The sequence below is a fragment of the Bifidobacterium polysaccharolyticum genome (genome assembly GCF_016101585.1).
Lineage (GTDB): Bacteria > Actinomycetota > Actinomycetes > Actinomycetales > Bifidobacteriaceae > Bombiscardovia > Bombiscardovia polysaccharolytica.
Genome location: NZ_JACFQG010000003.1, coordinates 261,916 through 276,273, shown reverse-complemented (window position 1 = coordinate 276,273; position 14,358 = coordinate 261,916). Strand labels below are relative to the sequence as shown.

13 protein-coding genes are annotated in these 14,358 nt (G+C 62.4%); 8 read left to right on the top strand and 5 right to left on the bottom strand.

Going from position 1 to position 14,358, the window contains the following annotated elements:
• The first annotated feature begins 2 nt into the window (after nucleotides 1-2).
• The 6 genes from rpmF (at nucleotide 3) to H3T90_RS06595 (ending at nucleotide 6,508) form a co-directional block, all read left to right on the top strand.
• Nucleotides 3-197: a 50S ribosomal protein L32 gene (gene rpmF, locus H3T90_RS06620; protein WP_015021378.1), complete on the top strand. Its 195-nt coding sequence runs from the start codon at nucleotides 3-5 to the stop codon at nucleotides 195-197.
• 105 nt (nucleotides 198-302) lie between these two features.
• On the top strand, nucleotides 303-1,064 hold the full coding sequence (gene rnc / locus H3T90_RS06615; RefSeq protein ID WP_198229999.1) for a ribonuclease III: 762 nt from the start codon (nucleotides 303-305) through the stop codon (nucleotides 1,062-1,064).
• Between the two features lie 217 nt (nucleotides 1,065-1,281).
• On the top strand, nucleotides 1,282-3,222 hold the full coding sequence (locus H3T90_RS06610; protein ID WP_198229998.1) for an acetolactate synthase large subunit: 1,941 nt from the start codon (nucleotides 1,282-1,284) through the stop codon (nucleotides 3,220-3,222).
• Between the two features lie 14 nt (nucleotides 3,223-3,236).
• Complete coding sequence (ilvN, locus tag H3T90_RS06605; RefSeq protein WP_015021375.1) at nucleotides 3,237-3,791, top strand: acetolactate synthase small subunit; 555 nt, start codon at nucleotides 3,237-3,239, stop codon at nucleotides 3,789-3,791.
• Nucleotides 3,792-3,821: 30 nt separating this feature from the next.
• Nucleotides 3,822-4,481, top strand: coding sequence for a sugar O-acetyltransferase (locus H3T90_RS06600; RefSeq protein WP_198229997.1), 660 nt, complete (start codon nucleotides 3,822-3,824; stop codon nucleotides 4,479-4,481).
• A gap of 62 nt (nucleotides 4,482-4,543) precedes the next feature.
• Nucleotides 4,544-6,508, top strand: coding sequence for an ATP-binding cassette domain-containing protein (locus H3T90_RS06595; protein ID WP_198229996.1), 1,965 nt, complete (start codon nucleotides 4,544-4,546; stop codon nucleotides 6,506-6,508).
• Between the two features lie 2 nt (nucleotides 6,509-6,510).
• Here H3T90_RS06595 and H3T90_RS06590 read toward each other — a convergent pair whose 3' ends face one another.
• Entirely contained in the window at nucleotides 6,511-7,236 is a 726-nt protein-coding gene (locus H3T90_RS06590) for a type 1 glutamine amidotransferase (protein WP_198229995.1), read from the bottom strand.
• Between the two features lie 91 nt (nucleotides 7,237-7,327).
• Here H3T90_RS06590 and cysS point away from each other — a divergent pair, with 91 nt between their 5' ends.
• Together cysS and H3T90_RS06580 are read left to right on the top strand one after the other, a co-directional pair.
• Nucleotides 7,328-8,905: a cysteine--tRNA ligase gene (gene cysS, locus H3T90_RS06585; RefSeq protein WP_198229994.1), complete on the top strand. Its 1,578-nt coding sequence runs from the start codon at nucleotides 7,328-7,330 to the stop codon at nucleotides 8,903-8,905.
• Nucleotides 8,906-8,909: 4 nt separating this feature from the next.
• The gene (locus H3T90_RS06580; protein ID WP_198229993.1) at nucleotides 8,910-9,938 is read left to right on the top strand and encodes a LacI family DNA-binding transcriptional regulator; all 1,029 of its coding nucleotides are present in this window, start codon (nucleotides 8,910-8,912) and stop codon (nucleotides 9,936-9,938) included.
• 5 nt (nucleotides 9,939-9,943) lie between these two features.
• Here H3T90_RS06580 and H3T90_RS06575 read toward each other — a convergent pair whose 3' ends face one another.
• From H3T90_RS06575 to H3T90_RS06560, 4 genes are all read right to left on the bottom strand, one after another.
• Entirely contained in the window at nucleotides 9,944-11,068 is a 1,125-nt protein-coding gene (locus tag H3T90_RS06575) for a glycoside hydrolase family 172 protein (protein WP_232350633.1), read from the bottom strand.
• A 98-nt stretch (nucleotides 11,069-11,166) separates the two neighbouring features.
• Nucleotides 11,167-12,048, bottom strand: a complete 882-nt coding sequence (locus H3T90_RS06570) for a carbohydrate ABC transporter permease (protein ID WP_046322455.1) — start codon at nucleotides 12,046-12,048, stop codon at nucleotides 11,167-11,169.
• 20 nt (nucleotides 12,049-12,068) lie between these two features.
• The gene (locus H3T90_RS06565; protein ID WP_024627639.1) at nucleotides 12,069-13,004 is read right to left on the bottom strand and encodes a carbohydrate ABC transporter permease; all 936 of its coding nucleotides are present in this window, start codon (nucleotides 13,002-13,004) and stop codon (nucleotides 12,069-12,071) included.
• Between the two features lie 31 nt (nucleotides 13,005-13,035).
• Complete coding sequence (locus H3T90_RS06560; protein WP_198229991.1) at nucleotides 13,036-14,346, bottom strand: ABC transporter substrate-binding protein; 1,311 nt, start codon at nucleotides 14,344-14,346, stop codon at nucleotides 13,036-13,038.
• Between the last annotated feature and the right edge of the window lie 12 nt (nucleotides 14,347-14,358).

Below are 14,358 nucleotides of genomic sequence, written 5' to 3'. Positions count from 1 at the left end.
ATATGGCACTGCCAAAGTACAAGACCTCGCGCGCCAACACCCATTCCCGGCGCGCCAACTGGAAGACCCAGGCCGCCGCTACGGTGACCTGCCCCAACTGCGGAGCTCCTGCGCTGCCGCACATGGCATGCCCCAGCTGCGGCATGTACCGCGGGCGCGTCTACCGCGACGCCATTCGCTCGCAGTTCAGCAAGTGAGCCGATCGGCGATCGACACGCAATGAGAGAACCCCGGCCATCGACGGGTGGCAGGGGTTTTTCCATATCATCAGACGGCAAGGCCGGGAAAGCGAGAAAGACCATATGCAGCAGGAGGAACAGGAGCAAGTGGATTCCGGCAACCAGGCGGCTGAGGATCTCTTCCAGGCCCTAGGTGGCAGGATCAGCCCGGAGTTGCTGGTGCACGCCCTGACCCATCGCTCCTTCGCCCATGAGCACCCAGGCATGCCCAACAACGAACGGCTGGAGTTCCTGGGCGACGCGGTTCTGGAACTGGTGGCCACCGAGACCCTGTACAAGGTCCATCCGGACATGACCGAGGGCCAACTGGCCAAGATGCGGGCCAAGGCGGTCTCCGAGGAAGCCCTGTCGGCCATCGCCAGGGAGAAGCTGCATCTGGGGCAGTATATTCTTCTGGGCCGGGGAGAGAGCGAAAACGGCGGGGCCGACAAGGACTCCATACTCTGCGACACCGTCGAGTCACTGATCGGGTCGGTATTTGTGGAGCACGGCATCGAGGGGGCCAGGACCACCGTCCATACCCTTCTTGACGACACCCTGGCCGAGGTGGCCACCGAGGGGCCAGCACTGGATTGGAAGACCTCGATCACCGTCAAGGCCCACAAGCTGGGCTTGGGCGAGCCCCGGTACGCCATGGCGGTCTCCGGGCCGGAATACGCCCAGGTCTTCACCGCCGAACTGCGACTGGAGGACGGCGGGACCGTGATCGGCAAAGGCCGGGCCAGCAGCAAGCGGAAGGCCCAGCTGGCTGCTGCCGCCCAGGGGTGGAAGCGGCTGGACGATCAGAATCTGCTTGCGGCCCTGCGCGCCGAGCAATCAGCCTGAAGTTCGAGCCGGAATTCCGGCATGCGGTACTGCCGCCACGCCCCGACCAGACCCCTGTTTAGACTATGGGCATAACCCGGAGGTACGCCGTCACGAACGGCATAGGTGCCTCCTCCTGATCGGGAATCGTCCGCCCACCCCGCCGACGCTCCGACAGGTTCGTATTTCGACATGCACGGCCGCAGGTCGGCGCGCAGTCTGGAGGTCGAGAGGAAAGATGAGTCTGCCGACACCTCTGCAAGCGTTCAGCTCGGTACCCAGGAACTGGGACCACGACGACAAGGATGTCCCCGCCCAGGGCGAGCCCATGACGGGAGCCCAGGCGCTTATTCGGTCCCTGGAGGACCTGGGGGTCACCCAGGTCTTCGGCGTTCCAGGAGGGGCCATTCTGCCCGCCTATGACGCCATTGATGAACAGGTGCGCTTCAACTTCACACTGACCCGCCACGAGCAGGCCGCAGGGCATGCTGCCGAGGGCTACGCCGTCTCCACGGGCAAGGTGGGGGTCTGCCTGGTGACCTCCGGACCTGGAGCCACCAATATGGTCACCCCCATAGCCGATGCCATGATGGACTCGGTTCCCCTGGTGGTGGTGACCGGCCAGGTGGGCGTGGACTCCATCGGCACCGACGCCTTCCAGGAGGCCGACATCGTGGGCATCACCTACCCGGTGGCCAAGCACTCCTATCTGGTGACCAAGGCCCAGGACATCCCCCGGGTCATGACTGAGGCCTACCACATCGCCCGCTCGGGAAGGCCGGGCCCGGTAGTGGTAGACCTGAGCAAGACGGCTCAGAACGGCAAAATGCTCTACTCCTGGCCCCAGGAGATGATCCTGCCCGGCTACAACCCGGTGACGCGGGCCCATGGACACGTCCTGGATGATGCCGCCCGGCTCCTGGTCCAGTCACACAGGCCGGTCCTGTATGTGGGCGGCGGAGCAGTCCGGTCAGATGCCCGTCGACAGGTCCAGGAGCTCGTTCGAGCCACCGGTGCCCCCATGGTCACCACCCTGCCTGCGCGAGGCATCGTGCCCGACTCCGATCCTGCAGTTCTGGGAATGCCCGGCATGCACGGCACGGTGGCCGCCAACGGGGCCATCCAACACTCCGACCTGCTGGTGGCCGTGGGCACACGCTTCGACGACCGGGTGACCGGCAGCCTGGAGGACTTCGCTCCGGTGGCCCGGGTCATCCACATCGACATCGACCCGGCCGAGATCGGCAAGAACCGGCAGGCAGACGTACCCATCGTCGGGGACGTGGGCCAGGTGCTGGACGACCTGATTCCGGCGCTCAAGGCGGCCCAACGCACCTGGGGCAAGCCCGACCTCAAGCCCTGGTGGCGGCTGATCGACGGCTGGCGGCACGACTACCCCACCACCTTTGAACCCAGCCCAGACGGCACCCTGGCCCCCCAGTGGGTGGTTCAGACCTTGAGCAACAAGGCCGATCCGGATACCATCTGGGTATCCGGCGTGGGCCAGCACCAGATGTGGGCCAGCCAGTTCATCGACTTCGAACGCACCCGCTCCTGGGTCTCCTCCTGCGGACTGGGGACCATGGGTTACGGCCTGCCCGCTGCAATAGGAACAGCAATCGGCACCAGGGAAGAGGAAGACCCGCGGCCCGTCTGGCTGATTGACGGAGACGGCTCCTTCCAGATGACCTCCGAGGAGCTGGCCACGGCCGGGCAGGCGGGACTGCCCATCCGCATCGCCATACTCAACAACTCGGTCTACGGCATGGTCCGTCAGTGGCAGACCCTCTTCTATGGCAGCCACTATTCCCAGACCAACCTGGAGGACGGCGGCGCAAAGCCCACGGACGGCAACGGCATCCCCGACTTCGTCAAACTGGCCGAGGCCTATGGCTGCCTGGGACTGCGGGCCTTTACCCAGGAGCAGGCCCTTGAGGCCATCGACAAGGCCAACGCAGTGACCGACCGACCGGTCCTGATCGACTTCCGCGTCTGGAAGGATGCCATGGTATGGCCCATGGTCCCGGCAGGCGCCTCCAATGACACCATCATCTATAAGCCTGGCGTGCAACCCCTGGCCGGCATCCGTCCGGAGCAGGAGCAGCCCGAGCCGCATGAGCAGACCGGAGCCGATCGAGCAGCCATGGCCAGCGACGCCGCCGGTCGCATGAACAAGTAGGAAAGGGGCACCACATGGCCAATTATCCAGCATCCAAGCCCGGTTCCGAACGGCACACCCTTTCCGTTCTGGTCGAGAACCGTCCTGGCGTCCTGGCCAGGGTGGCCGGCCTGTTCGCCCGGCGCGCCTTCAATATCAACTCCCTGTCTGTATCGTCCACTGAGCGGGACGATATCTCCCGGATTACGGTCACGGCAGACGTGGAGGCCGTCCCGCTGGAGCAGATCATCAAGCAGCTCAACAAGCTCCTGCATGTGCTCAAGATCGTCGAACTCAAGGGCGACGAGGCCGTGGAGCGCGAGCTGGTCATGATCAAGGTCAAGGCCAACGAACGCAACCGCTCCGACGTGCTGGAGATCGTCAAACTCTTCCGCGTGCGCGTGGTCGACGTCCACCCCGAGTCCCTGACCATTGAGGCCACCGGGGCCGAGGGCAAGTTGGAAGCCCTGCTGCGGCTGCTGCGGCCCTTCGGCATCATCGAACTGGTCCGGTCGGGCGCCGTGGCCGTCACTCGGGGACCCCGGGCCCTGAGCGAGAAGGTACTGGGCTCGCAGATCACCGGCCGCTGACTCATTCTGAAATCCTAGAAGGTGGTGCCCATGACTGACGATGCAATGAAGGGAATGAGCAGGACGGGCCGAATCGAATGGGAGCGGATGGTATCCGGCCAGGTCTATCAGGACACCCACCCCGACATCGATCGCCAAAGGGAACGGGCCGAAAGCCTCTTCATGGAATACAACAGGACCGGCCCCGGACAGAAGCAGGAACGCCGAAGGATTCTGGAAGACCTGCTCGGCCAAGTGGGGCAGGATGTCGTCATCAACCCGGACTTCAGATGCGAGGTAGGCTGCAACATACGGATCGGCAGTCAGACTCTAATCAATTACGGCGCCGTCATGCTGGACAACGCCCCGATCACCATAGGCAGGAACGTATGGATAGGCCCCGGTGCAGGGCTCTTCTGCACCAACCATGCCCTGGACTATGAGGAGCGGAAGGCTGGTGCCTGCCAGGCCCGACCCATCGAGATATGCCAGGGTGCCTGGCTGGGTGGTCACGTGGTCGTCCTGGGAGGAGTGCGGATTGGCCGTGGAGCCGTCATCGGAGCGGGGTCTGTCGTGACTCATGACATACCGGAACAGGTAGTTGCGGTCGGCAACCCCTGCACTGTCCTTCGGCCTATCACCGATGCGGACAGAACCGGTTATCTGGACAGAATTCGTCAGCGGGACCAGGAGAACGACCAGGACCAATAATCCCCCTTCCCTGAAAAGCCCACAGCTCATTCCATCCAAGGCTGGCGGTAGATTGAGGAATCATGCCCATCTATGATCTCGGTCTGGAACACGTCGCTCTATCCTTTGCCACCAAAACCATCTTCACGGATGTGACGCAGGGCATCTTCGAGGGTGACCGGATTGGCATCGTGGGCCGAAACGGCGACGGCAAGTCCACCCTGCTGCACCTGCTGAAAGGCACCCAGGAACCCGATCAGGGCCGGGTGACCATGCGCAATGGACTCACCTTCGGCATGCTGGACCAGCGTGACCCCCTGAAAGACGAGGACACGGTCCGCAAGGCGGCCTTGGAGAACCGACAAGATTACGAGTGGGCCGCCGACCCCAGATCCCGCGAAATCGTCGAGTCCCTTCTGGGTGGCATGGAGCTGGAGGCCAAGGTGGGCACCCTGTCCGGCGGTCAGCGCCGCAGGGTGGATTTGGCACGGCTGCTGCTCCAGGATTGGGACATCCTGGCCCTGGATGAGCCAACCAATCATCTGGACCTGCTCACTATCCACTGGCTGGCCGAGCACCTGAAGAACCGCTGGGCCAAGAATTCCGGAGCCCTACTGCTGGTCACCCACGACCGCTGGTTCCTGGACGAGGTCTGCACCTCCATGTGGGAGGTGCATGACGGAACCATCGACCCCTTCGAGGGCGGCTACAGCGCCTATATGCTCCAGCGGGTGGAGCGCGAGCGTCAGGCGGATCTGGCCGAGACCAAGCGCCGGAACCTGGCCCGCAAGGAACTGGCCTGGCTGACCCGAGGCGCCCGGGCCCGATCGACCAAGCAGAAGTTCCATGTCAAGGCCGCGCAGGAGCTGATCGCCGATGTACCACCCATGCGCAACAGCCTGGAACTCAAGCGGATGGCCACCTCTCGCCTGGGCAAACAGGTGGTGGACCTGGTCGACGTGACCAAAATCTATCCGGGGACCGACTCCGATGCCGCCGAAGGCAATGACAACCGGGTCCCCTCCCCTCATGCCGAACGCCCTCTGATGGGCTCAGTAACAGTGGCTGCTGATCCCGACAAGGATGGCGAAGATGGCCAGGACCGTCCGGGCACTGCAGCGGCCGACACCCTTACCATCAGCGGACACAAGGTCCTGGACGACGTGACCTGGCTAATCGGCCCTGGCGACCGATTCGGCATCGTAGGCGCCAACGGGGCAGGCAAGTCCACTCTGCTGGGTCTGATTGACGGCAGTGTGTCTCCCACGGCAGGACACGTCAAGGTCGGCAAGACGGTCCGCTTTGCGGTGCTGACCCAACGTCTGGATGAGCTTGAAAAGCTCGGCCGCTATCGAATCAAAGAGGTCCTCAGCCGCTACAAGCCCACCTATCTGGTCGAAGGCAAGGAGGTGTCCCCGAGCCAATTGATGGAGCGCCTGGGCTTTGAAAGCTCCCAGCTGATGACCAGGATCAGCGACCTGTCTGGCGGGCAGAAGCGCCGTATGCAGCTCCTGCTCATCCTACTGGACGAGCCCAACGTGCTGATCATGGACGAGCCTGGCAACGATCTGGATACCGACATGCTGGCCGTCATGGAAGACATGCTGGATTCATGGCCGGGCACCCTGATCGTGGTCTCCCACGACCGCTACCTGCTGGAGCGGGTGACCGACCAGCAGTTCGCCCTGATCAACGGCAAGGTGGTTCATCTGCCCGGCGGTGTTCAGGACTACCTGGATATGGTTGAGTCTGCCGACCAGGAGGCTGCGGATGCTCCAAGTCAGACATCAGCCAAGGAGGCCGGGAATCCCAATCAGGCCAAGGCCGAACGTGTTGCCAGACGAAATCTGAACAAGCAGGCCTCCGCCATCGAACGCAAGCTGGCCAAGCTGGCCGATCAGCGCAAGGATCTTGAGCGACAGATGGCCGAGCACGACCCCGGCGACTACCAGGGTCTCAACGAGCTCAACAGCAAGCTCAAAGATCTGACCGGGCAATCGGACCAGCTGGAGGAGGAGTGGCTGACCATCGGGGAGGAACTGGAGTAATCTCAGGCGGCGGCCAGCTGGGCGGCCTGGGTCGAGCATCGTGCCGCAAAAGCAGAGAAGATTGCGTCGGCCAACGGCTGCATCTGCGGCATCCCTTTGATAAATTCGTCGCGCATTTTAGCGATCTTGGACTTCTTCATCGTGCCGACCATGCTCGGCACCTGCATCCACTCCTCGAAGATGGGCACCGTCACCTCCAAATGGAACTGCAGACCCAGGGCCGATCCCAGCCGAAAAGCCTGAACCTTGGTAGCCTGGGAGCGGGCCAGCAGCTTGGCCCCCGGCGGCAGAGTGACCTGTTCGGCATGCCAGTGCAGCACATCCGTGTTTTTGCTCCACATGGCCACATCGTCGTCCTGCCCCACCCAGCGGATGGGCCCCATGCCGTATTCGGGCTCCTGGTCCTTCATCAGGGTGCCTCCCAGGGCCCGCGCCAGAATCTGATGTCCCAGGCAGATTCCCAGAATGGGCTTGTTGGCAGCCATCGCCGCCTTGGCCAGCTTGGTCTCCGCCTTGAGTCCGGGGTGTTGCGCGTAGTCATCGGCCGACATAGGCCCGCCCATGATGACCAGCCCCGCCAATTCACGCGAGTGCGGCAGCTCGGGCTTCTTCTCATCCACGATATTGGTGATCTCGGTGTCCAGCCCGCACTCCTGAAGATTGTCGAGAATGCGACCCGGCTTTTCCCAATCCACATGCTGGAGTACCAGCACCCTAGGTTTCGCCATGATTCCATTCTTGCACACATGCCGTCGGACCGAGTCTGCGGGCTCGGCATTTCCCCCTGGACAGTCAGCAAGCCTTGGTAGGCTCAAGGATATGGACACGAGTTCGCAACCGCATGATTCCAAGGCTTCAGTCAGTCTGGCCGCAGCTGGTCTACGTCTGTATGACACTGCCGATCACCAGGTGACCCCCTTCAGACCCATTGAACCGGGCAAGGTCGGCATCTATGTGTGCGGAGCCACGGTGCAGAGCTCGCCACACATTGGCCACATCAGGACCACCCTGGCCTTCGACGTGATCCGACGCTGGCTGCTCAGACTGGGATACCAGGTGACCCTGATCCGGAACGTGACCGACATTGACGACAAGATCCTGACCAAGGCGGCGGCCAACGGCCAGCGCTGGTGGGAGCGGGCTTACATCTACGAGCGCGAATTCACCCACGCCTATGAAACCATGGGAGTCCTGCCACCCACTTATGAACCCAGAGCCACCGGGCACATCCCCGAGATGATCGACCTGATCCAGCGCATCATCGACCGCGGCCACGCCTATGTGGTGCCCGACGAACAGGGCCGCCCATCAGGCAACGTCTACTTCGACGTGGCCTCCTGGCCTGAGTATGGCGCCCTGACCCACCAGCAGACCGGCACCCAGCCCGCTGACGAGCAGGCCGCCGCCAACGACCGGCTGGGACCCAGTATCGACACCGATGGGCAGAATAACGACACCGAGGAGGAGCCAGGCAAGCGTGACCCCCGTGACTTCGCACTTTGGAAGGCACCCAAGCCCACCGATCCGCCCACGGCCCGCTGGCAAACCCCCTTCGGCACAGGTCGGCCAGGCTGGCATCTGGAATGCTCGGCCATGAGCCACCGCTATCTGGGTGCGGATTTCGACATCCACGGAGGCGGTCTTGATCTCCGATTCCCCCATCACGAGAACGAGATGGCCCAGTCGCACGCGGCTGGTTGGGGATTCGCCCATCGATGGATGCACACCGCATGGGTGACCCAGAAGGGCGAGAAGATGAGCAAGTCCCTGGGCAACGGGCTGTCCGTGGACCAGGTACTGTCGCAGCATCCTGCCTGGGTGGTGCGCTACGCTCTGGTCTCGGTGCAGTACCGGTCCATGCTGGAATGGTCAGACCAATCCTTGCAGGAGGCCGAAGGCGCCTACGAGCGCATCAGCAACTTCGTGGACCGGGTCGGTCGGATCCTGGGAGCACAGCCCGAGCGTGACCGCGTGACTGGACTGGACGCGGACGATCTGCCGGAAGACTTTGTGCAGGCCATGAATGACGACATCAACGTCTCTGGCGGCCTGGCTGCCCTTTACGCACTGATTCGTCAAGCCAACGCGGCTATGGATGCCGATTCTGAGACCCCGGACCGGAAGTGGCTGGCCAATGCCCTGCTCCAGGTCAGAGCCATGCTGGACGTATTTGGACTTGATCCCCTCGATCCGCACTGGGCAGGAGCTGCAGACAACCATGACGATCGAGCCATGAACACCCTGGATGCCTTGGTAGGCCAGCAGTTGCAGGAACGCAATCAAGCACGAAAAGATCATGACTTCGCCCGTGCCGATGCCATCCGGGACCAGCTGACGGCGGCCGGCGTGACCGTGGCTGACACACCCGCTGGCAGCACCTGGGACCTGAGCCGCTGAACCCATGTCCGACATACGCGACGTCGCCAGAAGGGCCGGGGTCTCGGTCAGCACAGTCTCCTATGCCTTCTCCGGCAAACGTCCCGTCTCTCCCGGAACCTACCAGCGGATCATGCAGGCCGCCGACGAACTGGACTACGCCCCGGATGCCGGCGCCAGGATGCTGCGGGCCAAGCGCAATCAGATCGTCGCTCTGAGCGCCCCGCTCCGACCCGGTCAGAACCGGGCCTCATACGCGGACTACTTCATCGAGATGGCCAGTTGCGAGCATGCCCGGGGCTATGACTCCCTGTTGCTGACTGCCGAGAATGGCGTTGAAGATATCCGGCGGGTCACCCGTAGCAATCTGGCCGACGGCGTGGTGCTGATGGATCTGGTGGACGATGACATCCGCGCCGCCCAGGCCGCCTCGTATGGACGCCCCTGCGTGGCACTGGGGTTGCCTCGGCAGCACACAGCATGCGCCTGTGTGGATCTGGACTTTGACCTGATGGGTCGTATGGCGGTGGAAGCCATGGCCAGAGCGGGACGCAAACGCCTGCTCTTTCTGGAGGATCTGGAGGGCGAATACCGGCGCGGGTCCGGCTTCCGCCTCATCCTGCTACGCAGTCTTAAAACCTGGGCCTGCCGTCTGGGGATGGATCTGCAGCTTGAACCGGGCCCTACCGGCAGCGATCTGGCCTACACCCAGCGAGTGCTGGACATCATCCATCACGGCCACATTGATGGTCTGATCGGCCAGATCCGCCCCTCCCTACTGGACACTGTGGTGGTCCGCATGCACTCAGACGGCATGAGCATTCCCGATGACGTGGCTGTTCTGTCCTGCGCTGCAGGCAAGGTCAGCCATACTCTTGAGCTTCAGGGTATCTCTGAGATGCCACTTACCCCCCGCTCACTGTGCGCCAAGGCTGCGGATCTGCTGACACAGGCTGTGGAGGAGGGGGCTTCTCTGGCTGGACGAGTCCTACTGGAGCGCCCCAGGCTGATCGATCGCGCCTCCATCAGCAGACAGAAGCAGGAGGCCGCCTGAGCCAATCAACGGGGTCGGCGGTCCCGCTCCCCCGTCTCCAGCACGTTCTGCGGGAAGGGCTTATGGGGCTCCTGCTGGTACCAATAGGCCACGCTGGCCAGATCATCCTGACGTTCGAAGTAGCCTTGTTCGTCCACACCTATCTGCTGCAAGGTCACCTTGATATCGCTGGAGAAAATAATCGGGTCGGGGATGTGCCAACGGTAGAACCCCCTGGTTACCGGGGTGTCGGCATCCCAGTACTGGGATTCGCGGTTGTCCAACTGCCTGGAGTGGAAGGGAAATCCCATGTAGGCCCCGCTGTAGGTGGCCTCGCGCATACGGCCATCCGCGCCCTGCCCGGCAAAGCTCCAGGCGCCGCCGAAGTAGTCCTCGCTGCCCGTGGAACACCAGGTGGGATAGTCCTTGTCTCCGTCCAGGTAGACCTTGACCTCGCCCTCCCCCCACCAGCGGCTCTCCAGAGCGGTCAGAGCCAAATAGGTGCCCACGTAGGAGCCCCGGCCATGCACCCCGTCCAGGATCACGTAGTCCTGACCCAGTTCGGTGACCCGCTGACGGCGCCACTGGGCATGGAAAGTCATGACCTCCTCGGGCAGCTCGTCCTTCTCCACGTAGTCGATCTGGTAGAAAAAGGCCTCAATGGGCTCGTTATGCCGGTTGCGCAGGACGATCCGGGCCCCGTCATGGAAGGGCATGGGCCAGTAGCAGTTGAAGCCCCGGCGCGGATAGACGGCCACAGGCACGGACTCAACCCGGCAGGCTTGGGCGTGACCACAGCAGAAGAAGTCACCCAGGGGCACGCAGACGGACGGCGTTTGTTCGCCATCCCAGTAGCATTCCAGAATCAGATTGCGCAGAACGTTGGGCCCGGTGGGCGAGGTGGCATCGGTCACCGTCATCCAGATATGACGGATCTCGCCCGCGCCGGACAGGTCAGCCAGAACCATGTCCTTCCCGGGAGGGATGTTCTTCAGGCAAGGAGTCCCCTTCCTTGAGGGGCCCAGATTACTGGCCGTCATAGCCGCTCTGCCCTTGCCACCTCGGGGGTTCTCGGCGTTGATGCAGCGGGTGCGGTCTGTGGATGGGCGGGTCAGCGCCTCAAGACCGTTGGTGATGTTCGGCATGGTCATACCCATGGTTGTGATTGCCTTTCATATTCGGGCCGCCCGCTCCCCTCCTCTGCCTTCTTGCGGCAGGCGGCCATTTCAGTGTACGTGTACGGCGGCGATTACTTGACAGCGCCAGCCACTATCCCCTGCGAGAGCTTCCTCTGGAAGAAGATGAAGAAGATGATGGTGGGGATGATGCTGAGCAGGGAGGCGGAGGCCAGGTCGGTGGCGGCCATGGTGTGCTGCCCTTGCATGGTGGCCAAGGCCAGCGGAATGGTCTGCGTCTTCTCGCTCATCAGGAAGGCCATGGGAATCATGTACTCGTTCCAGGTCCAGATGAAGAAGAAGACGAAGAGGACGCTGATGGTCGACCAGGACACCGGCAGTACGATCTTGCGAAGAATCTGCCAGCGCGAGGCCCCGTCGACGGTGGCCGCCTCCAGTATGGCCTGGGGGAAGGTCCCGTAGACCGAGGAAAGCAGATAAGTACCGTAGGCGCTCTGAATAATGGTGAAGATGATGATGATGGACCACTGGGAGTTATAGAAGCCCATCCACTTGAACATGACGTAGAGCGGGTAGAGCAAGGCCTCCTGGGGAACCATGTTGGCCAGCATGATGAACAGGAGGATGACCGTGTTGCCCTTGACCCTGCCGATGCCCAGGGCGAAGGAGTTGAGGACCGAAAGCAGGACCCCGACCACGGCAACCACCAGGGAAATCAGCAGGGAGTTGCCCAGTTTGAGCGGGAAATTGCTCTTGTTCCAGAAGGAGATGATGCCGTCCATGCTGAAGTGGGCGGGCACGGACAGGGGGCCCGTGGCGTTGTAGTCAGCCGTGGTCTTGAATGCGTTCAGGACCAGGATCAGCAGGGGGAAGAGCATGATCACAGCTCCCGCGATGAGCAGGATCAGACCGGCCCAGTTCCCCCAGGTGCGGATTCTACGGGCGTGCCGGGAGGACACCCGGGCGTCGGCTTGCAGTGTGGCTTGATTATTCATGATGTGCTTCCTAGCCTTCCTCAGGCGATGCTCTTTTGCACGCGCTTCTGCACGATGGTGAAGACAATGGAGAAGATGACGATGACCACGGTCAGGGATGTTGAGATTGCGGCGCCGTAGCCTACCTGCTGCACCTGGAAGAACTGGTTGTAGGAGTAGTAGGAGGGAACCATGGTGGAGGTGCCGGGCCCGCCCTTGGTCAGCAGATAGACCGGAGCGAAGGTCTTCAGAGCGCCGATGGTGGAGGTGAGGATGACCACCAGCAGCTCGGGAATGATGGAGGGCAGGGTGATGACGCGGAACTTCTGCCACCAGTTGGCCCCGTCCAGGCTGGCCGCCTCGTAGAGCTCGGGATCCACCCGCTGCAGTCCGGACATGAAGATGACGATGGGATAGCCCAGCTGGATCCAGATCAGGATGACCATGAGGATGGGCAGGGCCGTGGTGGTCGAACCCAGCCAGTTGTGGGCCAATCCGCCCAGGCCGATCTTGGTCAGCAGGTCGTTGACCGCACCGTCTTCAGGCCGGAAGATCCAGCCCATGATGATGGTGGCCACGGCCACAGGCAGAACCTGGGGCAGGTAGTAGAGGGCCCGCAGGGTCGAGGAGGTATGAGGGCCGAACTTCTTCTGGATCACATCAGTCAGGGCCGAGGAGATCAGCAGGCCCAGAACCGTGGGAATGATGACGATGGCCACAATGATCCAGAGGGTGTGCCCGAAGGAGACCCAGAAGGTCGAGTCGCCCATGAGCCGTCGCCAGTTGCGCAGACCCACCCATTTGGTTGGCCCCACCCCTCTCCAGCGGGTGAAGCTCAGGTAGATGTTCCAGAAGATGGGCACGATGACGATGGCCACAATGCCTATCAGACCGGGAATCAGATAAGGGACGAACCGCGAGGGCGCACTGCCCGGGATTCGGGACTGCGCCTTTTTCCTGCTATGTGTGTCAGACATGCTTGTACTCTCCTTGGCGGATTGACGCAGCTCAGTCGTCATCCAGATCGAGCTGGGCGACGCCGTCGTCGTAGTTCTTATGCAGGGTGTCCAGAACCTGGTCGGGGCTCTTGGTGCCGTTGACCAGCTCCTGGAAGGCGGCCGGCATGGCGTCGGTCAGGTTGGGCGCGGGGTAGTCGGGATAGTAGCTCATCCGGCTGGCGTCCGAGGCTTTGGTGTATTCGTTGACCAGGTCACGGCTCTTGGGGTTGGTGATGGCGTCCGTATCGGCCGCCACCGGCACGCCGCCCTTGTTGCCGATGTAGTTCTGAACCTCTTTGGACAGGACCACATTGATATAGCGGGCTGCGGCATCCTTGCGCCGTGACTTCTGCGGGATGACCAGCAGGTTGCCCGCGCAGCCCTCGACCATCTTGGCCCCTGGGAAGATGGATGCCGTCCAGTCGAAGGCCTTCACCTGCTCCATGAAGCGGGTCTGGTTCCAGGTGCCGGTCTGGTAGATGGGATAGGTCCCCTTGATGAATGCCGTGGTCGTGTCCTCGGCCTTCATACCGGTGGCGTTCTTGGAGATGTATCCCTTGTCGATCCAGTCACGGATGGTATTGGTGGCGAAGGTCAGCGGCTTGCTGCGCCAGTTGACCGGATGCTTGTAGAGCTGCCAATCATCGACGAATCGGGCATCGGCCTTGGTCATGGCCAGCTGCCACCAGAGCCACAGCACACCGTATTCCTGGGCATCGGCCGCTATGGGCGTGACCCCGTGGCTCTTGAAGGCCTTGAGGGCTGCCACGAACTGGTCAAAGGTCTGCGGGATGGGGATCTTGTACTTGGCAAAGAGGTCCTTGTTGTAGTAGACGCGCTGCATCTCCGCATAGGAGGAAACCCCGTACCAGGTGTTCCCGTCCATGACTCCGCGCTTGTCATACTTGCCCACTGCTGCTGCCTGGCCGCGTACCTTTTTGTCCCAGCCGTACTTCTGTACATAGGGTTTCAGGTCGGTCAGCAGCTGCAGGGTGGACAGAACCCCGGCCGAGCCGTTGCCGCGATTGGACTCCATGACGTCCGGGGCGTCGTCCGAATTAAGGAACTGGCTGCCATTCTGGGCAATCTGAGTGAAAGACTTGACCTCGAAATCCACCTTGATGCCGGTCTGTCGGGTAAAGATATCAGCAGCCTTCAGCCAGCCCCGGGCCTGACCGCTGCTGGGCTCCTCGTAGTACCAGATTTTGATGCTGGACGGATGGGCTTCCTGGGGAGCATCGCCCCCCGATCCACAGGCCGCCAGCGGCAGGATCGACATGGCCAAGGCCAAGGCCGCCCCGATCCCTCTTCTGATCTTCATGATGGCTCCTAA

Coding starts and splice junctions, on each gene's coding strand:
- rpmF (WP_015021378.1), top strand. CDS start 3: ATGGCACTGCCAAAGTACAAGACCTCGCGCGCCAACACCCATTCCCGG.
- rnc (WP_198229999.1), top strand. CDS start 303: ATGCAGCAGGAGGAACAGGAGCAAGTGGATTCCGGCAACCAGGCGGCT.
- H3T90_RS06610 (WP_198229998.1), top strand. CDS start 1,282: ATGAGTCTGCCGACACCTCTGCAAGCGTTCAGCTCGGTACCCAGGAAC.
- ilvN (WP_015021375.1), top strand. CDS start 3,237: ATGGCCAATTATCCAGCATCCAAGCCCGGTTCCGAACGGCACACCCTT.
- H3T90_RS06600 (WP_198229997.1), top strand. CDS start 3,822: ATGACTGACGATGCAATGAAGGGAATGAGCAGGACGGGCCGAATCGAA.
- H3T90_RS06595 (WP_198229996.1), top strand. CDS start 4,544: ATGCCCATCTATGATCTCGGTCTGGAACACGTCGCTCTATCCTTTGCC.
- H3T90_RS06590 (WP_198229995.1), bottom strand. CDS start 7,236: ATGGCGAAACCTAGGGTGCTGGTACTCCAGCATGTGGATTGGGAAAAG.
- cysS (WP_198229994.1), top strand. CDS start 7,328: ATGGACACGAGTTCGCAACCGCATGATTCCAAGGCTTCAGTCAGTCTG.
- H3T90_RS06580 (WP_198229993.1), top strand. CDS start 8,910: ATGTCCGACATACGCGACGTCGCCAGAAGGGCCGGGGTCTCGGTCAGC.
- H3T90_RS06575 (WP_232350633.1), bottom strand. CDS start 11,068: ATGACCATGCCGAACATCACCAACGGTCTTGAGGCGCTGACCCGCCCA.
- H3T90_RS06570 (WP_046322455.1), bottom strand. CDS start 12,048: ATGAATAATCAAGCCACACTGCAAGCCGACGCCCGGGTGTCCTCCCGG.
- H3T90_RS06565 (WP_024627639.1), bottom strand. CDS start 13,004: ATGTCTGACACACATAGCAGGAAAAAGGCGCAGTCCCGAATCCCGGGC.
- H3T90_RS06560 (WP_198229991.1), bottom strand. CDS start 14,346: ATGAAGATCAGAAGAGGGATCGGGGCGGCCTTGGCCTTGGCCATGTCG.